Below are 20,285 nucleotides of genomic sequence, written 5' to 3' on the forward strand. Positions count from 1 at the left end.
CCATGGACCTGACCCGAAGCGTCCCGGTCATCATGTGGAGCATGCCGGTCATCGTCGTGCTGATGGTGGCCGAAGCCGTCGTCGTGAGCCGGTGGGCGGCTCGCACCCCGGGAGTGACGGTCGACGTCGCTCTTCCGGTGCGCCGGCTGCGCGGCTACTCGTTGTGGGACACGGTGGCCAACCTGGCGCTGGCCGCGCTCAGCACGATTCCCGGCGCCCTGGTCAACGCCATCAGCGTGGCGTTCGCGCTCTTCGCATGGGACCACCGGCTCTTCTCGCTCGGCACCGGCTGGACCACGTGGGTGCTCGCCATCGTGGTGGTGGACTTCAACGAGTACTGGAACCACCGGGCGGGGCACCGGATCCGGTTGCTGTGGGCCAACCACGTGCAGCACCACTCGAGCACCTACCTGAACGTCTCGACCGCCCTGCGCACGCCGATCGGGTCCTTCTCCAACGTGCTCTTCTTCCCCTGGCTGGCCGTCTTCGGCTTCCAGCCGTGGATCATCTTCACGGCATTCAGCATCAACGCGGTGTACCAGATCTGGATCCACACCGAGGTGATCGGGAAGCTGCCGGCCTGGTTCGAGTTCGTCTTCACCACCCCGTCGCACCACCGGGTGCACCACGGCTCGAACGGCCAGTACATCGACAAGAACTACGGCAGCGTCTTCATCATCTGGGACCGGATGTTCGGCACCTTCCAGCCGGAGGACGAGCCGGTGAACTACGGCCTCATCCACGACATCGGCACCAACAACGTCTGGACGATCTTCACGCACGAGTACGTGGGGATCTTCCGCGACATGCGGCGGGCCCGCGGTCTGTGGTCGAAGCTCCGGGTGCCGATCATGCCGCCCGGCTGGCAGCCGGAGGCCGCCCGGATGAGCAGGGAAGCGGTCTGAATGCCGGCGACCCTGACGATCACGGACCTCCGCAAGTCCTACGGCGACCGCCCCGCCCTGGCCGGCGCGAGCCTCGCCATCGACGCCGGCGAGATCTGCGCACTGCTCGGACCGAACGGCGCCGGCAAGAGCACGATGGTGACGATCGTCGCCGGGCTGATGCGCCCGGACTCGGGCGCCGTCGTCGTCAACGGCGTCGATGTCGTCGCGCAGCCGGCGAGCGCGCGCCGGCACATCGGCCTGGCGAGCCAGGATCTGGCGATCTACCCGTCGGTCACCGTGCGGGACAACCTCAAGCTGTTCGGCCAGCTGGCCGGGCTGCGGCGCAAGGCGTTGGCCGACCGGATCGACGACGCGGCCGACCGGATGGCGCTCACCGAACTGATCGACCGGCCCGCCCGGCGGCTGTCGGGCGGCGAGAAGCGCCGGCTGCACACGGCGATCGCATTGCTCGCCCGGCCCGCGTTGCTGCTGCTGGACGAGCCGACGGCCGGGGTGGACGTCGCCACCCGGGCCCGGATGGTGGCCGCCATCAACGAGCTTGCGGCCCAGGAGGGCTGCGCCGTGTGCTACTCGACGCACTACCTGGGCGAGGTGGAGGACCTGCGGGCCTCCGTCGCCGTGCTCGACCACGGCCGGATCATCGCGCGCGGCTCGATCGAGGAACTGGTGCGCAAGCACGCGCGCAGCGCGGTGGAGCTGATGTTCGACGGTCCGCCGCCGGCGCTGGATGCCCCGGTCGACCCGGTCACCGGCGCCCCGCTCGACATGGAGGTGGACGGCAACACCGTGCGCATCTACTGCGACGAGCCCGCCGCCGTCGCGGGCCACGTCCTCGCCGGCCAGCAGGTCACGCGAGGCGGTCTGCGCGGGGTGGAGTTCATGACCCCGAGCCTCGAGGCGGTGTTCCTGACCCTGACCGGGCGCCGGTTCTCCTCCGACGGAGCCCGGCCCGGCGCGGGGGCGGCGGACGCCGAGCCGACAGTAGAGGCGGGAGCCCGATGAGCTGGTCCCGGATCACCGCGATCGCCGGCCAGGATCTGCGGATCCTGCGCCGTGACCCCTTCTTCGTCATCGTCGCGACGGTGATGCCACTGCTGCTGATGGGCTTCCTGAACAAGGGCCTCACCAGCGCCGCGGCCGGACCGGGGGTGGCCAGCGGGGCCGCCCAGGTGGTGCCCGGGATGAGCCTGGTCTTCGCCTTCTTCTCGGTGGCAAACCTGGGCTACTGCATCTTCCGCGAGCACGGCTGGAACACCTGGGACCGGCTGCGCGCCTCGCACGCGGGCACCGCCGACATCATGGTCGGCAAGACACTGGTCCCGGCGGCGGTCCTGACCGTCCAGATGGGCATCTTCTTCACCGTCGGCAGCCTGCTCACCGGCCTGCACGTCAACGGATCGGTGCTGGGCGTGGTGTTCGTCGCGGCCCTGACCGAGATCAACGTGCTGTGCCTGGGGCTGCTGCTGGTCGCCCTGTGCCGCAACATCATGCAGCTCAACGCGATCGCCAACCTGGGCTCGATCCTGCTGGCCGGCCTCGGCGGGGCGCTCGCGCCGGTAGCGCTGCTGCCGCAGTGGGTGCAGTGGATCGCCCGGCTGACACCCGGCTACTGGGCGATGGAGGGCTTCCGGGAAGTGATCGTCGTCGGCAGCGGTGTGGTCGGCGCGCTGCGGCCGATGCTGTTCCTGCTGGCCTTCTCCGCCGCCTTCGCCGTGCTCGCATGGCGCCGGTTCCGCATCGACGAGTCGAAGGGTGTCGCATGGGGCTGACAGAGACCGGCCAGGTTCTTGTTGTCGACATGAACGAGGCGGATGCTCCGCGGCGGTTCTCGACGTCGCTGCACCACTCGGGCTTCGCGGTCGTCGTCGGGCACGGGCTGCCGACGGGGACGATCGACGAGCTGACCGCCGAATGGGGAGCGTTCTTCGACTCCGGGGTGCCCGAGCGGTTCCGCGCCGACGCGGACAACCCGTGGGGCTTCCACCAGCGCGACGGCGAGCTGCTGCCGGACGGCGTGACTCGCCGGGACCGCAAGCAGTTCTACCACTTCGGCCTCACCCAGCCGCTTCCCCGGGGCGTCTCGTCCGCCGCGCGCGAGCTGCTGGAGCCGGCCAGCGGGGTGGCCCGCCGGCTCCTCGGATGGCTCGACGACGAGTGGCCGGGCGGGTCGCTGACGGACAAACCGTCGTCGCTCTCGTCCTGGATCAGCCCGGTCGAGTCGGTACTGCGGCTCCAGCGCTACATGCCCTACGAGCAGCCGCCGGCGGCCGGCTCGATCCGGGCGCTCGCGCACGCCGACATCAACCTGCTGACGCTGCTGCCGGCCCCGGAGATCCTGGGCCTGCAGATCCAGCCGGTGGGCGGCGACTGGATCGACCTCGAATACGAGCCGGGCCTGATCATCGTGAACATCGGGGAGATGCTCCAGCAGGCGAGCAACGGGTACTACCCGGCCACGCAGCACCGTGTCGTGGTCCGCGATCCCCGCGACGCGATGGTTCCCCGCTGGTCCCTGCCCATGTTCTTCCACCCGGACGACGACGTCGTGCTGAGCCCGGGCGTCACCGCGAGCGAGTTCCGGACCGCCCGGGTGGCCGACTACCAGCGGAAGGGCTGGGGGGTCAGCGTCGGCGGCGGGTCCCGCACGGACGACGAAGGTCCGCGATGACCGCCGTCGCCACGGCCGAGGCCGGCCGGGTGGGCGTCCGCCGGGCGCTGCTCATCGCGGTCGGCGCGCAGGCCTGCGAAGCGGCCGAGGCCGACCGGCGCGGGCAGGGCAAGCACCTGCTGCGGGTCGACGGCTGGCCGGACGTCCTCGCGGCGCTGCGCGGGTCCGAGCGGGCCGACTCGGCGCTGGTGGTCGTGCCGGGTGAGGAGCTGACCTACGCCGCGGTCGAGGCCCTCCTGGACGTCTCGGTCGAGGTCGGGACGCCGGTCGGGGTGCTGCCCATCGGCCGGGACGGGCGGCTGCCCGGTTCGCGCCCGCAGCCCGCCCCGCCGGCACCGCGGGCCGCCGCGATGTACTGCCACTTCCGCAGCCGGTTCGACTGCGAGGTGGAGTACGGCCGGGAGGAGGCCCGGGAGTTCCTCACCCGGCTCACCGGCGGCGTCGAGGCGGCCGTCTTCCACGCCCACGGCAACGGCGCGGACCTCGAGGTGGGGAGCCACGTCTTCTGCGTCCAGGTGGACCACCTGCGGGGCAAACCGCGGCCGGGCGACCTGACCCTGCTCTGCCAGGTCGGTGGCCCCTGCCGGCTGGAGCACCTGCCGCTCACCGCCTACTGGGGCGCGTCGGCGATGCAGGCGCGGATCGTGGTGCTGCTGTCGTGCTGGGGGTACCACCCGGCCGACGGCGTGCTCAACCCCGAGGTGCTCTTCGGCACGGCGCTGTTGCGCGGCTCGACCGTCGAGGCGTTCGTCGCCTCGACCCGGGTCACCTTCAATACGCCGGAGCTGGCCCAGGCGACGCTCGCGTTCCTGGAACTGGGCGGGACGGTCGGCGAGCTCACCATGCTGCTCAACCGGTTCCCCGGCACCGCCACGCCGCCGTACATCTGCATCGGCGATCCCGACGTCCGGGTCCAGCGGCCCGACGGCCGGGCCGGTCGGCACACCTGCGCCGGGGGCTCCGGGTCAGGGCCGGCCCCGACCCCGGACCCCGATGACGTGACGTACGAGCAGTTGGCGCGGCTGGAGCTGCACTCCCGGCACACCGGCGTGCCGGCGGAGGCCCGTGCGGAGATCATGACCGGCTTCGGGCCGCTGCTGAAGGAGGGCCGGCCCGGGCGCGTCGGCGCGGCGACCCGGACGGTCGTGGCGTCGGCGTGGGCGGCGCGCGAGCCTCGGGCGCTCGACCCGGTGCCCGCCCCGGCGCGGCGCTACCGGGCCTTCGCCGCGCTGATGGCCCGGCACACCGGCAACCTGCCCGCCGCCGAGGCCGACGCCTTCTGGGACTTCGTGCACGGCGACCCGCCGGGTGAGGAGCTCGACGAGCGGTGGAGCCTGGTGCAGACCCGCATGCTGCACGCGCGCGGTCCGGAGCAACTCGGCTACCTGAGTTTCAGCTCGAAGTACCGTAACGAGCGTCTTGACCTTGAGCAGGGGCCGGCCCGCCATCTGTGCGGCAACCGGATGATGCGGATCACCGTCGAGTTCTCCGTGCTGGACGGATACGCGCGGGAGCTGTGCTTCTGCGAGCGGTGTGGACCGGTCGCGGACGTCCCCGCGGGGATGCCGGCCCCGTTCCTGGTGGCCGACGGCGACGGCGCCCGGGTGCTGGGCAGCCCGTGGGACAACGCCTGGGTGACCACCGCGATCGTGCCGGTCGGGCCGCTGCGGTTCGCCGCGAGCACCCCGAGCCGGATGTCGCCGGCCGGGCCGATCCCGCTGCCCGCGGGTGCCGAGCCCGGCCGCCGCCTGGGCGTGGCCCTCGTCAACGCCGGCGAGCACGTTCTGCTGGAGACCGAACTCATGCCGTCCGGCGCGAAGACCGCCGCGGACAAGGAAAGCTCATGACTGACGTGATGCAGTTCGAACACGTTCCGGCCGCGCCCGCCCCGGCCGCGCGGACCGACGGCCAGCGGCGCCGTTCACCGGGGGAGACCTGGGAGGACTTCGGCCGGCACCGGGAGGCGTTAGGCATCACCCGGGTGGCGAACATGACCGGCCTGGACCGGGTCGGGATCCCCGTGTACAACGCGATCCGGCCCAATTCGAGGTCGCTGTCGGTGTCGCAGGGCAAGGGGGCCACCCACGACGCGGCCAAGGTGTCGGCGCTGATGGAGTCCATCGAGTACTGGCACGCCGAGCACATCGACCTGCCGCTGCGCCGCGACTCGTACCGCCGGAGCAGCCGGCTGCGGCCGACGATCGACGTGGGCATCCTGCCGCTGCGCGGTGGGCTCGACAACATCGCGGCGACGTTCGCCGAGACGCCCGCCGTGGCCACGCTGCACGTCGAGCAGCCGATGCTGTGGGTCGAGGGACGGGAACTGCTGAGCGACACCGAACTGTGGGTGCCGTACGAGACGGTCACCTACAACCGGGTCGGCCTGGACTACGCGGCGAACACGTTTCAGGTCACCAGCTGCGGGCTGGCGTCGGGCAACGACGTCGCGGAGGCGACGCTGCACGCGCTGTGCGAGATCATCGAGCGCGACGCGCTGACGATGTGGTGGGCCCCGCAGCGCCCCGCCTACCGAGACTCGATGATCGACAACGGCTCCGTCACCGACCCGACCGGCCGATGGCTGCTGGGCTTGCTGGAGGCGGCCGGCCTCGACATCTTCCTGTGGGACGTCACGTCCGACCTCGACGTCCCGGTGTTCCAGGCCTGCATCGTGGAGCGGGACGACCTGCCCGAGTGGCGGTCGTTCGGCCCGTGCTGGGGCTACGGCTGCCACCCGGACCCGGTGGTCGCGCTGACCCGGGCCATCACCGAGGCCGCGCAGAGCCGGGTCACGGTCATCGTGTCCAGCCGCGACGACAACTACAACCGGCAGTACACGTCCCAGAACGACCCGGCGGTGACCGCCTCCGCGCGGGCGCTGTTCGCCGGGGTGCGGCCGATGCGGCGGTTCGCCGACCGGGCGCCGGCCACCACCGGCTCCATCGACGGCAATCTGCGCGCGGTGCTGGACGCCATCGAACGCACCGGCACCGGGCCGGTCGCCTGCGTCGATCTCACGAAACCGGAGCTCGGGATCCCGGTGGTGAAGGCGATCGTGCCCGGCCTGGAGTTCTACTCGCTGTTCATCGGCTACACACCGGGCCCGCGGGCGCGGCGGGCGAAGGAGGCCGGTCGTGGCTGAGGTCGTGGTTTTCGTCGGTCCGAGCCTGGACCCAGCCCGGGCGGCCGAGCTGTTGCCGTCCGCCCGGCTGCGGCCGCCGGTCCGGCTCGGCGACGTCTGTGCGGCGGTGCTGGACGGCTTCGACGTCATCGTCGTCATCGACGGGTTCTTCGAGCAGGTCCCGACGGTGTGGCACAAGGAGATCCTGTGGGCGCTGTCCAAAGGGATCGCCGTCTACGGGGCGAGCAGCATGGGCGCGCTGCGGGCCGCCGAGCTCGCGCCGTTCGGGATGTGTGGCGTCGGTACCATCTTCGAACGCTTTCTGGACGGCACGTACAACGATGACGACGAGGTCACCATCGTGCACGCCGACGACGACGAGCTCGGCTACCGGCCGCTGTCCGTCGCCATGGCCAGCATCCGGGAAGCCTTCGAGCAGGCCGTACTCGACGGGATCTGCACCACCGAGGACGCCCGCACCCTCGTCGCCCGGTCGAAGGCCCGGCACTACTCCGAGCGCTCGTGGCCCCTCGTGCTGCGCGACGCCGAGGAAGCCGGTCTCGACAAGGATCGGGTCGGCCGGCTCCGGACCCTGTTCACGACGCCGGAGGCGGACGCGAAGGCCCGGGACGCGGCGGCGGTGCTGCGCCGGGTGCGCGACGACCTGGCGGCCGGGACCCTCCCGGCGGCCGCGCCCTTCGACTTCGAGCCCACCTACAACTTCGAGAAGCTGCTGGCGATCGTGCGGGCCGAGCGGGCCGAGCAGGCGGTCCAGCGCCGCTTCGGTGCGCCGTCGGCGCAGGTGCGCGCGGGCCTCGACGACACCAACCGGCCGCTGCTGCAGTTCCTCGTCGAGCGCGAGGCGAAGCGGCTGGGTCTGCGCCCGACCACCGTCTCGATGGCGGACGGTGCGGCCGCCGAGGCGAGCCCGGAGGTCGTCGAGGAGGTGCGCCGCCTCGAGTCCTTCCGCGCCCAGCTCGAAGGCCGGCACCGGCAGGAGCTGGCGATGTTCACGGAGTCGGCGTACGTCGCCGCCGGTGGCACGGCGACCGGCCAGCCGGTGGCCGAGCGGATGCGCTCGCAGGAGAGCAACCGTCTGGACGACGGACGGGTCGTGCGATGACCCCGAGTCCGCCGGACGCGGATGAGAAGAACTGGCTTGGAACGAAAACCGGGGCCGCAGTGGTGTGTGCCTGCGGAAGGAGCGGAGTGAGATGACCGAGACGTTGAAGCACACCCCCGACGACGAGAACGAGATCCAGGACGTCCTGGCCTTCAGGGACCAGGGGCGGTGCCACGCCACGCCCGTGGCGACATTCCCGCCCGAGGTCGCGTTGGCGGTGGTCTCCACGTTGATGGGGATCGTGCGCCGGGCCCATGCGAGCCAGGCCGCCACCCGGCCCGGCGACGAGGGCATCGTGCGGGCGCAGGTGTTCGAGGAGGGCTATGTCTACATGCTGGAGGCACCGTTCGAGGGCTACTTCGCCGACCGGTACCTGATGGACTTCTACGACGTGCGTGAGCGGGGCATCTGCTCGCGGATGCACCTGCACACCGGGCTGCGCTTCGTGCGGATGATGACCGGCCCGGACACGATCATCCGGGTCTCGAGCCTGTCGCCGTTCAACGTGACGATGGTCGACGGCGTGACGCCGTTCGTGCCGGAGCAGTTCACCGACGACCTGCCCGACGTCCCGGACGGGGCGCGGCTGACCCGCCACAACCTGGTCGTGCGCGAGAACAGCTGGGTCGACCTGCAGATTCCGCGGGGCGTGTCGCACCAGTTCAACGCCATCGGGCCGAACGCGGTGATCGACTCGGTGCATCCGGAGGAGTCGATCGAGACCCTGCGCGAGCGGATGTCCGGGTACCGCATGATGGCGCAGACGATCTTCCTGGCGGAGGACTTGCCGCTGGCGGAGTCGTGTGCGATCACGGAGTCGCGGTCGTGACGGAGCCGCCGCGGCTCTTCGCGCCGCCCGCCCGCTTCACCACGGCGCCGGCCGGTGAGCAGGTGCCGTTCGCGGCGTTGCCGTCGCACGCGCACGAGGTGTCGATGGGCTTCGAGCCGGCCCCGTCGCTGCTGGAGCTGTTCGAGTGCGCGGACAACCCCGATGACCCGTTCGAGCTTCGCGACCTTTACCTGGGGCGGGTGGAGGCGCACATGGGGGCGATCGGGACGCGCGGGGACCTGGCCGTGCGGTGGAAGGCCGCCACGAAGAAGCGGACCGTCGACGTCGCCGAGGTGCTGCACTCCCGGGCGACGCCCCGCTTCGTGAAGGAGACCTTCAACTCCTTCTTCCGTGACGACCTGTACGGCTCGCTGCGCTCCGACGACCAATTGATCTTGTCCACCGGGGCGGTGGACGAGGAGGCGTGGGGGCTGCCGACGACGATCAAGGACTGCATCGCGTTCGCGCTGGACCGCGACTGGTACGGCTACTCCGACTCGCGCGGGCGCGAGCCCGCCCGGGAGGCGATCGCCGCCTACGAGTCGGCCCGGCTGCACGGGGCGGCGTACACGCTGGACAACGTCGCCCTCACCATGGGCGGCACCTTCGCGCTGAGCTGCCTGGCCGACTTCATCCTCACCGGGCACTCCTCGTCCGCGCCGTCCCTCTGCGCGATCCCCAACTATCCGCCGCTGGTGGAGTCGATAGCGCGCCGCGGCCCGGTGCAGCTCGTGCCCACGCCGGTGGTCAACGGGCGGACGTCGATCGACGCGCTGATCGACCAGCTGCGCCCCGACACGCCGCTGGTGCTGCTGCAGACGGTCACCAACCCGACCGGCACGCTGGTCGACGAGCAGGAGCTGAGCCGGCTGATCCGCGCGGCCGGCCCGCAGACCATGATCCTGCTCGATGAGTGCCACGAATGGCTCGGCCCGCCGCAGCGCCTGTCGCCGACCCGGGCCGCGGGCAACGTGGTGCGCATCAGCAGCCTGTCCAAGAACTGGTCGGCGCCGGGGATGAAGGTCGGGTGGATTCTCGCCGGTTCGGCCTTCATCGACGCCTACTACGAGTACGCCTCCAGCAGCTTCGGTGGCCCGCCGTCGTTCTTCTACACGGCCATCGAGGTGCTCGCCCGGATGGAGCGCTGGCGCGACGCGGGGATCGACGAGCTGGGCCCGGAGCAGCTGTCCGAGTTCGAGGACTCCTACGGGCTGACCCGCGAGAACCTCCAGATGTCGTACGGCCGCTACGTCCGCGAGCGGGCCCAGCGCGAGCACGACCTCGTGCAGCTGCGCAACCTGGCGACCGCGCGGCTCGACCTGCCGAGCACGACCGTCGCCGCGGCGCGCTACTCGATCAACACGGCGGTCCGGCTGCACGACTTCGACGACTCGTACGTGGCGTTCCGCGAGCTGCTGGAGCAGGAGAACGTGGCGGTGTTCCCCGGGATCCTCACGTTCTGCCTGGACGAGGCCGTGGTCCGGGTGACCACGTCGCGCCGGCTGAGCCAGCTCGGTCCGAGTCTCGACCGGATCGAGTCGTTCCTCGCCCGGCGGCGGGCCCAGCAGACCTGCGATCAGGGGTTGGCGAAGGGCAGCACGCCGCACCGGTCCGCCAGCCCGGCCGCCAGCGGCCCGGCGAACACGTGATCGACTAGCGGACGCTGGGCGTCCGGGACGCCGGCCGCGACCGGGATCACCGGCACGCCGAGGTCGCGGGCCTCACGGTCATCCTCGGCCGCGACCAGGATCACCGGCCGTCGCGGCAGGGTGCGCCGGGCCGTCGCCAGCACCGCCGCGCGGGCCGGCCCCGGCGTGGCGATGAACAGCACCGGATGCCGTCTGTCGTGGCCGAACCGGTGGACGTGCCACCAGTCCTCCAGTTCGACCCCGGCCGCCGGCCGCCCGGCCGACTCGGTGATCTTCGCCGCCACGTGCCGGGCCGTGCCGAGCCCGGCGCCCGACCCGACGACGAGGACGACCGGGGCGGCCGCCAGGTCGTCCAGCAACGCCGCCACGGGCGGGCGGGCAAGGGCGATCGACCGATCGACCGCCGCCGCCAGGAGTTCCGCCTCCGGCTGCTCCCCGGCCGCGCCGAGGCCGTCGGCGAGGTGCAGCAGCCCGACGAGGCTGGCCTGATACGTCCGGATCCCCGGCGACGGCTCGAGCGGGCCCAGGGCGAGCCGCAGGACGGTCCCGGCCGCCGCGGCCAGCGGCGACTCCGCGTTGGCGGTCACAGCGATCGTCGGGCACCCCTCGTCGCGGGCCGCGGTCACGGCGGTGACCAGGGAAGGGTTGCCGCCGGTGGCGCTCACCCCGACGACGGTGACCCGGTCGGGGGCCACGACCCGGGCCGGCGGATGCGTCAGGTACTCCGTGGGCGACATCGGCAGGTACTCTGCCCGCCCGATACGGGCGAACGCCGGCCCGCAGGCGATGGCGGCGTTGAGGGAGTCACCGCTGCCGAGGACGACGATCCGCTCGGTGCCGGGCCGGTCACCGAGCTTGTGGCGCACCTGCTCGGCCGCGTCGGGGACCAGTCCGAGCAGGTCCGTGGGGAGGGCCGAGGTCTGCGCCTCGAGTTCGTCCAGGCGGTACCGCGGGCCGGTCATGCTCGCACCTTGCCGACCGCGTCGACCAGGTCGCGGATCCGCTGCGGGTCGAGCCGGGTCGAGTCGGCCGGATCGGTCAGGCACCCGCTCACGAAGGCGCCGTCGACCTCGGCCACCAGCGCGGCGGCGTTGCCGTGGTTGACGAAACCACCGAGCACGACCGGCGCCCCGGGGGCTCGGCGCCGGATATCCGCGACCAGCTCCAGGACCCGGGCGGGATCGGCGTTGGCCACGCACACCGCGTCAGCGCCGACCGTCATCGCCCGGCGCGCGACATCCCCCGTGGACTCGCCCGAAACCAGCCAGCGGTAGTGCATCGAGTCCACGTCGGCGATCAGCCGGATGTCGAAGGCGTCGATGGCGCGCCGGTAGTTCATGATGGTCAACGGGTCCGGCTGGACCAGCCCGTGGGTGGACAGCGTCGCTCCGACGATCGCGTCCGCGCGGACGAACTGCGCGCCGCAGACCTTCGCCACGGCGAGCGACGCGCTGACCGCGTGCCGCATGATCTGGATACCGAGCTCGAACCCCGCGACGCCGAGGTCGGTGACGGCACGGGCGCACAGGGCCATCGCGGCGACCCGGGCCGGGTCGCTGGTGTCCTCGACGCTGTAGACGCGGTCCACGGTCTGCAGCAGCACGCCGTCCAGCCCGCCGTCGGCCATCAGCCGGGCCTGCACCGAAACCTGTTCGAGGATCTCGGGCAGGCTGCCGGGGCGGTGGAACGGGGTCCCCGGCAGCGGCGGGAGGTGGATCACGCCGTACAGCTTCCCGGCCGGGCGTTGATCGGTCACAGCAGGTCGTCTCCCGCTCCGTCGAATCCGAATGTCGTGCTACTGCGGTAGGTCTGTCCCGGGCGCAACAGCGAACCGGGGATGGCCGAGGCGCCGCGGACGTACGGCCACGGGCCCGGCTGGAGGCAGAGGCCGGCCCGCGCCCGCCCGGGCAGGTGATCGCCCGTGTAGACGGCCATCCCGGACTGGTCGGTGTCGACGACCATCCGCCGGCCGCTGGCCGGATCGGACAGCTCGGCGGCCCGGACCTCGCCGGCGCCGGCCCGCGAGCCGCCGGACAGGGCGAAGAAGCCGTCGAGCGCGACCCCCCGCAGCCGGCGGGGGGCCCGCAAGTCCGACGGCGTGCCGGCCACCGGCAGGATGCGGCCGGTGGGCAGCACCTCCGGGCCGTCCCCACGGAGCTGCTCGAGCACGCCGTCGGCGCTCAGCCGCAGCCGCTGGTCGTCCACGGTGCCGCCGGCGGCGAGGTTCCAGAACGCGTGGGTCGTGAGGCCGCACAGCGTGGTCCGGTCGGTGACGGCCTCGTATCGGATCGTCAGCCGGTTGCGCCGGTCGAGGGTGAACTCGGCGCGGCAGGTCAGGGTGCCCGGGTAGCCCTGGTCGCCGTCCGGGCTGCTCAGCGTGAGCACGATGCGCCCGGCGTCGTCGCCGCCGGCGGCCTCGCCCGCCCAGACCCGGGCGTCGAAGCCCGTCGGGCCGCCGTGGATGTGGTGCGGTCCGGCGTTCGGGGCCAACCGGTGCTCGCGGCCGTCCAGGTCGACCACGCCGTGGGGGACCATCCGGGCGAACCGCCCCATCGTCGAGCCCACGTAGGCCCGGTCCGCGGTCGCCAGATAGTCGGTCACCGCGGGCAGCCGGACGGCGACGTTGCCCCGGACGCCCGCGCGGTCGGGCACCTGGACGTCGACCACGGTGGCGCCGTAGTCCAGCACGCCGACCCGCATCCAGCCGTTGTCGAGCCAGAACTCGGTCAGACCGATCGGGTCCTGGTCACCGGCTGACGAGACGGGTCGGGCGCCGGCCGCGACGCCGGTCACGACGGCGCACCGGGCCCCGGCAGCGGGATCGGCCGCTGGAGGTAGATCCGGCGTTGCGGGCCGGAGTCGTCGGTGCGGTACGGCTCGAAGCCGAGCGCCGCCAGCATGCGTACCACGTCGTTGTAGTCCGGGTTGGTCTCCGCGCGCAACGCGTCCGCGCCCGCGGCGGTGGCCACCGCGACGGCGTGCCGTCCGGCGTGGAAACCGAGCAGGAGCGCACCGTCGGCGTCGGGGTCGACCGCCAGGCGCTGCATGTACCGCGGATGCTCAGCGGCCGGCAGGCCGCTCTCGGCCACGTCGAAGGGCGCGGTCTCGCCGACGGTCACGGTGACCGAGGGCCGGGCGTTCAGGTGCCCGACGTGGACCAGCCCGGCGGCCACCAGCGCCCGGGTGGACTCGATCCGCCGCTTGGGCGGCTCCTTACCGCTGCGCTGGGAGGCCCGCCGGTCGGACGCCTCGATGATGCGGTGCACCACCGCCGGGTCGTCCGCGACCCGCCATACGAGATTCACGCCGTCACCATCTTCCGCAGCCAGGGCGCGACCTGTTCGGCGAACGCCTCCATGGTTTCCCGGTCCACCGGGGGCCGCAGCCCGAGCAGGAAGTCGCGCACGCCGAGCTCGACGTACGGCGCCAAGCGGTCCAGGCACTCCTGCGCGCTGCCGAAACTGAGATATTCGGGAAGGTCCGGGCCGTGCCCGTCCGCGTTGGCCGACAGCCGGTCGCGGGCGCGCGCGGCCGCGACCTCGTCCGGCCGGATCACCGCCCGAAACGTCATGGATCGGCGGATGTTCCCGACGTCGCGGCCCGCCTGCGCGCAGAGCTCCGACAGCACGTCGACGGCCCGGGAGTAGCGCTCCACCGGCATCAGGGCCACGTTCCAGGCGTCGGCGTGCCGCGCGACGAGCGGCAGCGTGCCGCGCTCCCCGCTGCCGCCCAGCACCAGTGGCAGCCGGCGCTGCAGCGGGCGGGGGTCGAGGTGCGCGCCGGCCAGCCGGAAGTGCTGGCCCTCGTAGTCGGCCGGCCCGCCGTTGAGCAGCAGGCGCAGGACGTGGCAGGCCTCGTCGAGCTGCCGGAACCGCACGCTCAGGGGCGGTTGCTCGATGCCGTACTGCTCGAAGGCGAGGTCCGAGCCGCCGACGCCGACGCCGAGTTCGAACCGGCCGCCGCTGACGTGGTCGAGCGTCGCGGCGATCGTGGCGGTCAGCGCGGGGTGGCGCCACACCACCGGCGACACCATGAGCGCGCAGCGCACGCGGCCGGTCGCGGCGGCCAGGGCGGACAGCAGCGTCGGCCCGTCGAAACACGGCCCGGCCGGGCCGAAGATCGGGGGCCGGAGGTGGTCGAAGAGCGACACCCAGTCGAAGCCCAGGGCCTCCGCGGCGGTCCACAGGTCCCGGATCGAGGCGAAGTCCCGGTACTGCTGGCCGGAGTGCACGCCGACCCGGACCCGATACGGCAACCGGCGGACCAGCACCCGGCCGCCGGCCGCGGCCACCCCGGGCCCGGTGCCTCCCGCCACGGTGTCGAACCCGTGCCGCCGGCACAGTTCGTCGGTGCGCGGGTCGTCCTCGACGCCGGTCACGACGACCCGGTCGACGGACGGCTGCCGGGCGGCCCACGCCAGCAGGGCGGTCATCAGAGCGTCGGCCGCTTCGCGCGGGTGCGGCGCGGCGTCCGATATCCACAACGACGTCACGACGGCCTCGCCGCCATAGCCGAGAGCGGCCTCCAGCAGCCCTGCGGGCCGGCCGTCGACGCCGGCGACGAGCGCGAGATCCGCGGCCGCGAGCCGGGACCGCCACTGCGTCTCGTCTCCGGCCGCCTGGGTGCCACCGGGCGATCCCTCGCTCGCCCGCGCGCACCATTCCCGCCACGTCGGCCAGTCGGGAGCCGCGTCGACCCGCACAGCGGCGGCGGTCACCGCCACCGGCCCCGGGTCGTCCCGGACGGCACCCGCATGGGCTGCGCCACGACCAGCCTCCCCTTCGTGCTGCCAAACGGCTCACGAGCTTGCCACTGATCGACTAGCCTACATCAATCTATCTCTGTGTTCGATGGATCCCTTGGCAGCATTGAGAATCCGGCGTTCGTCGAGGCCTTGTCGCGTTTCCGACAGGGGTCGCTCGGATGCTTCCCCGGTGGCCGGTTTGTCCATTGTGGAGTCGGTGAGGACCTTAGGGGGTACTGCCGCTGCCGGTGTCGGCGGCCGGCAGTTCGACGTAGAGCGCCGCGGCCCGCACCGCGACCGGCCCGTCGAGCTCGCCCAGGTGCGCCGTCGCCTCGGCGTACAGTTTGCGTCCGGCCGTCCCGGTGCACACGGCGCGGATGACCAGCGTCGCACCGACCGGGACCGGCGCCACGTAATCGGTCTCCAGCCGCGCGGTCGCGCAGCGCCGCCCCAGCGACCACATGAGCAGGCCGATCGCCTCGTCCACCGCGGCGGCCAGCACGCCCCCGTGCGCGACCCCGGGAGCGCCCTGCTGGCGGTCGTCGATGATCAGGACGGCCACGAGTTCGAGGGGGCCGGTCCGAGTGACGTCGAGCCGCAGCCCCGCCGGATGCCGCGGCGCGCAGCCGAAACACTCGGTATACGGCGGGTAGTGCGGCGCGGGATGCGCACCGGGACCGGGTATCGGCGCGGGAGCGCCTGGCGGCGGGGTGGTCCGGGACGAAGCCGCACTCGCCTGCCTCATGGACTGTGATGGTAGCCGCGGCCCGGCGCTCCCGGGCCGCGGCCGCCGGGTCACGCCTTGGTGAGCCAGAACGTCAGTCCGAGCGGCTCGTCCGTGAACGGCACGGCGTCCGCCCAGGCCGGCTCGCCCGGCGCGAAGTCGGTCGCCAGGACCTCCTCGGCCACGAGGTCGAGATGCTCGGCGAGGGCCTGGGCGGTGTCCTCGCGGGCCGCCGTGTAGCGCAGGACGATCCGGTCGGCGACGTCCAGACCACTGGACTTGCGGGCCTCCTGGATCAGCCGGATCGCGTCCCGGGCCGCGCCCGCCCGGCGCAGCTGCGGGGTCAGGCGCAGGTCGAGCGCCACCGTGGCGCCGTCGGCGGTCGCGACGGCCCAGCCCTCGCTCGGGGTCTCGGTGATGACGACCTCGTCCGGCACCAGCACCACCGGCTCGCCGTCGACGAGCACGGTCGCCTCGCCGGACATGCGCAGCGCCGTCTTCAGCGCGTCCGCGTCGGCCGCGGCGATCGCCGCCGCGACCTGCTGCACGGCCTTGCCGAACCGCTTGCCGAGCGGCCGGAAGTTCGCCTTGGCCGTGGTGTCGACGAGGGAACCGGCGGTCGCGGAGACGGAGCTCACCGAGCCCACATTGAGCTCCGACGCGATCTCGGCGAGCAGGTCGGCGGGCAGGTCGGCGAAGCCCGGCGCCGACGCCAGCGCGCGGGACAGCGGCTGCCTGGTCTTCACGGCCGATTCGGCCCGCGCCGACCGGCCGAGCTCGACCAGCCGGCGAACCAGCGCCATCCGGGCCGACAGCTCCGCATCGATGAGGCTCTCCTCGGCGACCGGGAAGTCGGCGAGGTGCACCGAGCTCGGCGCGCCCGGCGTGACCGGGACGATCATGTCCTGCCAGGCCCGCTCGGTGATGAACGGCGTGATCGGCGCCATCAGCAGCGTGACCACCCTCATGGCCTCGTGCAGGGTCGCGAGCGCCGCCGGGTCACCGCGCCAGAACCGGCGGCGGTTGCGTCGCACGTACCAGTTGGACAGGTCGTCGACGAAGCCCGCCAGCCGCCGGCCGGCCTCCTGCGTGTCGAACGCGGCGTATGCGGCGTCCATGTCCCGGATGAGCTGGTTGAGCTCGGACAACAGCCACCGGTCGAGGACCGGCCGGTCGGCGGGCGCGGGGTCGGTGACGGAGGGCGTCCAGCCCGCGGTCCGGCCGTACAGCGACTGGAACGCGACCGTGTTCCAGTAGGTCAGCAGCGTCTTGCGGACGACCTCCTGGATCGCGCTGTGCCCGACCCGCCGGGCCGACCAGGGGGAGCCGACGCACGCCATGAACCAGCGCACGGCGTCGGCCCCGTGGGTCTCCATCAACGACATCGGCTCGAGGATGTTGCCGAGATGCTTGGACATCTTGCGGCCGTCGTCGGCCAGGATGTGCCCGAGGCAGACGACGTTCTCGTAGGAGGACCGGTCGAACACCAGGGTGCCGACCGCCATCAGGGTGTAGAACCAGCCCCGGGTCTGGTCGATGGCCTCGGAGATGAACTGCGCCGGGTAACGCTGCTCGAACAGCTCCGCGTTGCGGTAGGGGTACCCGAACTGGGCGAAGGGCATCGCCCCCGAGTCGTACCACGCGTCGATGACCTCGGGGACGCGGGTCGCGGTCGCGCCGCAGTGGCACGCGAAGGTCACCTCGTCGATGAACGGCCGATGCGGGTCCAGCGCCGACACGTCCGTGCCGGCCCGCTCGCCGAGCTCGGCCAGGGAACCGATGCAGGTCAGGTGGTCTTCGGGGCAGCGCCAGATCGGCAGCGGCGTCCCCCAGTATCGCTGCCGCGACAGCGCCCAGTCGACGTTGTTGTCGAGCCAGTCGCCGTAACGCCCGTGCTTGACCGTTGCCGGGTGCCAGTTCGTGCGCTCGTTCTCCTCGATCAGCCGGTCGCGGACCGCGGTCGTGCGCAGATACCAGGACGGCTGGGCGTAGTAGATCAGCGGGGTGCCGCAGCGCCAGCAGTGCGGATAGCTGTGTTCGTAGTTCATCTGCCGGAACAGCAGGCCCCGGGCCTTGAGATCGGCGATGAGCGGCTCGTCGGCGGCCTTGAAGAACAGCCCCCCAACGAGCTCCAGACCGGCCTCGAACGTGCCGTCCGGCCGCACCGGGTTGACCATGGGCAGGCCGTAGGCGCGGCAGTTGACGAGGTCGTCCGCGCCGAACGCCGGTGCCTGGTGCACCAGGCCCGTGCCGCTGTCCGTCGTCACGTAGGAGGCCAGGATGACGAGGTGCGCGCCCGGCACGTCCACCAGGTCGAACGGCGCCTGGTAGGTCCACCGCTCGAGGTCCTTGCCGGCGAAGGACTCCCCGGTCGGGGCCCACTGCTCGCCGAGCAACTCGCCGGCGAGCGGCTCGGCCACGACGACCTGCTCGGCGCCGTCGCCGAACACGACGTACGTGACGTCCGGGTTGACGGCGACGGCCGTGTTCGACACCAGGGTCCACGGCGTGGTCGTCCAGACCAGCAGCGAGGCGCGGCCCGCCAGCGGCCCCGACGTGAGGGGGAAGCGGACGAAGACCGACGGGTCGGTGTCGGTCTCGTAGCCCTGCGCCAGCTCGTGATCCGACAGCGCGGTCTGGTCCCGGGGGCACCACGGCGCGACCCGGAAGTCCTCGACCAGCAGGCCCTTGTCGAAGATCTGCCGCAGCGACCACCACACCGACTCGATGTAGTCGGAGTCCATGGTCCGGTAGGCGTCGTCCATGTCGACCCAGTAGCCCATGCGCTCGGTGAGCTTGGCGAACGCGTCGGTGTGCCGGGTCACCGACTCGCGGCACCGGGCGTTGAACTCGGCCACACCGTAGGCTTCGATGTCCTGCTTGCCGGTGAACCCGAGCTCCTTCTCCACCGCCAGCTCGACCGGCAGGCCGTGACAGTCCCAGCCCGCCTTGCGGGCGACGTGGAAGCCCTTCATCGTCCGGTAGCGCGGGAACAGGTCCTTGAAAACGCGGGCCTCGATGTGGTGGGCGCCCGGCATCCCGTTCGCGGTCGGGGGGCCCTCGTAGAAGACCCACTCCGGCCGGCCCGCGGACCGTTCGAGGCTTCTGGCGAACACGTCGTTGGCGCGCCAGAAATCGAGCACCTCGTGGTCGAGCCCGGGCAGGTCCACCTGGCCCGGAATGGGACGGTACATCGGGTCCTCCGCGAACGGCAGTGCTCGTCCCTGAGCAGGACAAGTCGACCCCAGATCCTAACTTAACCGGGATCGGGGGCTCAGGCGCGCGGATGCGCCTGTTCGTACGCGCTGCGCAGGCGCTCGATCGACACGTGGGTGTAGATCTGCGTGCTGGACAGCGACGCGTGGCCCAGCAGTTCCTGGACCGATCGCAGGTCCGCGCCGCCTTCGAGCAGGTGGGTGGCCGCGGAGTGCCGCAGGTCGTGGGGCGATGTGTGCGGCAGACCGGCCGCCCGCGCGTACGCGTCCACGATCCGTCGGGCGGCGCCGGCCTGGAGCCGGCCACCGCGTGCGCCCAGCAGGAGGGCCGATCCGCTCTGCGCGCCCTCGAGAGCCGGGCGCCCGTGCCGGAGCCAGGCGGTGAGGGCCTCGTCGGCGGGCAGGCCGTAGGGCACCGAGCGCTCCTTGTCGCCCTTGCCCACGACCCGCACGACCCGCCGCATCCGGTCGACGTCGCCCAGGTCGAGGCCGCACAGCTCACTGACGCGGATCCCGGTGCCGTACAGCAGCTCCAGCACCAGCCGGTCGCGTAACCCCGCCGCGTCCGCGCGTCCCGACGGCGTTGTCACAAGCGTCTCCGCCTGGTCCGCGCGCAGGACCGTCGGCAGGTCCCGATGCGCCTTCGGGCTGGCCAGGCGCTGTCCCGGGTCGGTCTCCACGAGACCTTCCCGCTTCGCCCAGGCGGTGAAGGTCCGCGCGGCCGCGGCATGCCGGGCCAGGCTCGTGCGGGCGTCCCCGGCCGCGCGCCTCCGCGCGAGCCACCCGCGCAGGACGGGCAGCGTCAGACCGGCGGGCGCGTCCGCGCCTCCGGCCGCCGCGTGGTCGAGCAGCGACACGACATCACCGATGTACGCCCGCACCGTGTGCACCGATCGGTTCCGCTCGGCCGCGAGGTGCCGCGCGAAGTCGTCGACCGCGTCCCGCATCCCCGCCGGCAGCCGTTCGTGCATCTCGGCGGTCCCGGGCGCGGGCGCGTCGAGCGGCCGTTTCCCGCCGTCGCGGCCGGTGTCGCTACGGCCGGTTGTGCTGCGGCTCTTCCGGCTGGCGCCGGCACCACCGGCGGGTGAGGTCGCGGGAGCGTCGCGGAGGTGCTCGGGCGCGTCGAGCGGCCGTTTCCCGCCGTCGCGGCCGGTGTCGTCGCGGCCGGTTGTGCTGCGGCTCTTCCGGCTGGCGCCGGCACCGCCCGCGGGTGAGGTCGCGGGAGCGTCGCGGAGGTGCTCGGGCGCGTCGAGCGGCCGTTTCCCGCCGTCGCGGCCGGTGTCGTCGCGGCCGGTTGTGCTGCG

General features: G+C 72.6%; 17 protein-coding genes. 9 read left to right on the plus strand and 8 right to left on the minus strand.

Translation table 11 applies throughout. The features are described 5' to 3' along the window. The first annotated feature begins 2 nt into the window (after positions 1 to 2). The 9 genes from ACIA8L_RS06910 to ACIA8L_RS06950 all read left to right on the plus strand — a co-directional run bounded on the left by ACIA8L_RS06910 (position 3) and on the right by ACIA8L_RS06950 (position 10,298). Positions 3 to 905, plus strand: coding sequence for a sterol desaturase family protein (locus tag ACIA8L_RS06910; RefSeq protein ID WP_395901224.1), 903 nt, complete (start codon positions 3 to 5; stop codon positions 903 to 905). After that, positions 906 to 1,910 carry an ABC transporter ATP-binding protein gene (locus ACIA8L_RS06915; RefSeq protein WP_395901226.1) on the plus strand — a complete coding sequence of 335 codons (1,005 nt, stop codon included), beginning with the start codon at positions 906 to 908 and terminating at the stop codon, positions 1,908 to 1,910. It begins immediately after the preceding gene. Continuing rightward, entirely contained in the window at positions 1,907 to 2,677 is a 771-nt protein-coding gene (locus ACIA8L_RS06920; RefSeq protein ID WP_395901227.1) for an ABC transporter permease, read from the plus strand. The genes ACIA8L_RS06915 and ACIA8L_RS06920 overlap by 4 nt, the downstream gene beginning before the upstream one ends. Beyond that, a complete protein-coding gene (locus ACIA8L_RS06925; protein WP_395901229.1) occupies positions 2,668 to 3,576 on the plus strand; it encodes a 2OG-Fe(II) oxygenase family protein in 909 nt (302 codons plus the stop codon). Before ACIA8L_RS06920 ends, ACIA8L_RS06925 begins: the two co-directional genes overlap by 10 nt. Beyond that, entirely contained in the window at positions 3,573 to 5,423 is a 1,851-nt protein-coding gene (locus ACIA8L_RS06930) for a hypothetical protein (RefSeq protein ID WP_395901231.1), read from the plus strand. The genes ACIA8L_RS06925 and ACIA8L_RS06930 overlap by 4 nt, the downstream gene beginning before the upstream one ends. After that, the gene (locus ACIA8L_RS06935; RefSeq protein WP_395901233.1) at positions 5,420 to 6,718 is read left to right on the plus strand and encodes a YcaO-like family protein; all 1,299 of its coding nucleotides are present in this window, start codon (positions 5,420 to 5,422) and stop codon (positions 6,716 to 6,718) included. The genes ACIA8L_RS06930 and ACIA8L_RS06935 overlap by 4 nt, the downstream gene beginning before the upstream one ends. Further along, positions 6,711 to 7,820: a TfuA-like protein gene (locus ACIA8L_RS06940; protein ID WP_395901235.1), complete on the plus strand. Its 1,110-nt coding sequence runs from the start codon at positions 6,711 to 6,713 to the stop codon at positions 7,818 to 7,820. Before ACIA8L_RS06935 ends, ACIA8L_RS06940 begins: the two co-directional genes overlap by 8 nt. A gap of 91 nt (positions 7,821 to 7,911) precedes the next feature. Then, positions 7,912 to 8,649: a hypothetical protein gene (locus ACIA8L_RS06945; RefSeq protein WP_395901237.1), complete on the plus strand. Its 738-nt coding sequence runs from the start codon at positions 7,912 to 7,914 to the stop codon at positions 8,647 to 8,649. Further along, positions 8,646 to 10,298, plus strand: coding sequence for a pyridoxal phosphate-dependent aminotransferase (locus ACIA8L_RS06950; RefSeq protein WP_395901239.1), 1,653 nt, complete (start codon positions 8,646 to 8,648; stop codon positions 10,296 to 10,298). The genes ACIA8L_RS06945 and ACIA8L_RS06950 overlap by 4 nt, the downstream gene beginning before the upstream one ends. Here the strand turns inward: ACIA8L_RS06950 and ACIA8L_RS06955 are convergent. The 8 genes from ACIA8L_RS06955 to ACIA8L_RS06990 all read right to left on the minus strand — a co-directional run bounded on the left by ACIA8L_RS06955 (position 10,226) and on the right by ACIA8L_RS06990 (position 19,952). After that, positions 10,226 to 11,260 (minus strand): SIS domain-containing protein, encoded by a 1,035-nt coding sequence (locus tag ACIA8L_RS06955; RefSeq protein ID WP_395901241.1) that lies wholly within the window; start codon positions 11,258 to 11,260, stop codon positions 10,226 to 10,228. The genes ACIA8L_RS06950 and ACIA8L_RS06955 overlap by 73 nt on opposite strands. Then, positions 11,257 to 12,054, minus strand: a complete 798-nt coding sequence (locus tag ACIA8L_RS06960; protein ID WP_395901242.1) for a BtpA/SgcQ family protein — start codon at positions 12,052 to 12,054, stop codon at positions 11,257 to 11,259. Before ACIA8L_RS06960 ends, ACIA8L_RS06955 begins: the two co-directional genes overlap by 4 nt. After that, positions 12,051 to 13,091: an aldose epimerase family protein gene (locus ACIA8L_RS06965; protein ID WP_395901244.1), complete on the minus strand. Its 1,041-nt coding sequence runs from the start codon at positions 13,089 to 13,091 to the stop codon at positions 12,051 to 12,053. Before ACIA8L_RS06965 ends, ACIA8L_RS06960 begins: the two co-directional genes overlap by 4 nt. Then, positions 13,088 to 13,603 carry a hypothetical protein gene (locus ACIA8L_RS06970; protein WP_395901245.1) on the minus strand — a complete coding sequence of 172 codons (516 nt, stop codon included), beginning with the start codon at positions 13,601 to 13,603 and terminating at the stop codon, positions 13,088 to 13,090. The genes ACIA8L_RS06965 and ACIA8L_RS06970 overlap by 4 nt, the downstream gene beginning before the upstream one ends. Next, positions 13,600 to 15,021, minus strand: coding sequence for an LLM class flavin-dependent oxidoreductase (locus tag ACIA8L_RS06975; RefSeq protein WP_395901247.1), 1,422 nt, complete (start codon positions 15,019 to 15,021; stop codon positions 13,600 to 13,602). Before ACIA8L_RS06975 ends, ACIA8L_RS06970 begins: the two co-directional genes overlap by 4 nt. 247 nt (positions 15,022 to 15,268) lie before the next feature. Beyond that, positions 15,269 to 15,787 (minus strand): PaaI family thioesterase, encoded by a 519-nt coding sequence (locus ACIA8L_RS06980; protein WP_395901249.1) that lies wholly within the window; start codon positions 15,785 to 15,787, stop codon positions 15,269 to 15,271. Between the two features lie 50 nt (positions 15,788 to 15,837). Beyond that, complete coding sequence (gene ileS, locus ACIA8L_RS06985; protein ID WP_395901250.1) at positions 15,838 to 18,960, minus strand: isoleucine--tRNA ligase; 3,123 nt, start codon at positions 18,958 to 18,960, stop codon at positions 15,838 to 15,840. Between the two features lie 80 nt (positions 18,961 to 19,040). After that, complete coding sequence (locus ACIA8L_RS06990) at positions 19,041 to 19,952, minus strand: tyrosine recombinase XerC (protein WP_395901772.1); 912 nt, start codon at positions 19,950 to 19,952, stop codon at positions 19,041 to 19,043. Between the last annotated feature and the right edge of the window lie 333 nt (positions 19,953 to 20,285).

The organism is Dactylosporangium sp. NPDC051541, from assembly GCF_044454505.1.
Lineage (GTDB): Bacteria > Actinomycetota > Actinomycetes > Mycobacteriales > Micromonosporaceae > Dactylosporangium.

Coding starts and splice junctions, on each gene's coding strand:
- ACIA8L_RS06955 (WP_395901241.1), bottom strand. CDS start 11,260: ATGACCGGCCCGCGGTACCGCCTGGACGAACTCGAGGCGCAGACCTCG.
- ACIA8L_RS06925 (WP_395901229.1), top strand. CDS start 2,668: ATGGGGCTGACAGAGACCGGCCAGGTTCTTGTTGTCGACATGAACGAG.
- ACIA8L_RS06935 (WP_395901233.1), top strand. CDS start 5,420: ATGACTGACGTGATGCAGTTCGAACACGTTCCGGCCGCGCCCGCCCCG.
- ileS (WP_395901250.1), bottom strand. CDS start 18,960: ATGTACCGTCCCATTCCGGGCCAGGTGGACCTGCCCGGGCTCGACCAC.
- ACIA8L_RS06930 (WP_395901231.1), top strand. CDS start 3,573: ATGACCGCCGTCGCCACGGCCGAGGCCGGCCGGGTGGGCGTCCGCCGG.
- ACIA8L_RS06910 (WP_395901224.1), top strand. CDS start 3: ATGGACCTGACCCGAAGCGTCCCGGTCATCATGTGGAGCATGCCGGTC.
- ACIA8L_RS06945 (WP_395901237.1), top strand. CDS start 7,912: ATGACCGAGACGTTGAAGCACACCCCCGACGACGAGAACGAGATCCAG.
- ACIA8L_RS06915 (WP_395901226.1), top strand. CDS start 906: ATGCCGGCGACCCTGACGATCACGGACCTCCGCAAGTCCTACGGCGAC.
- ACIA8L_RS06920 (WP_395901227.1), top strand. CDS start 1,907: ATGAGCTGGTCCCGGATCACCGCGATCGCCGGCCAGGATCTGCGGATC.
- ACIA8L_RS06990 (WP_395901772.1), bottom strand. CDS start 19,952: ATGCACGAACGGCTGCCGGCGGGGATGCGGGACGCGGTCGACGACTTC.
- ACIA8L_RS06980 (WP_395901249.1), bottom strand. CDS start 15,787: ATGAGGCAGGCGAGTGCGGCTTCGTCCCGGACCACCCCGCCGCCAGGC.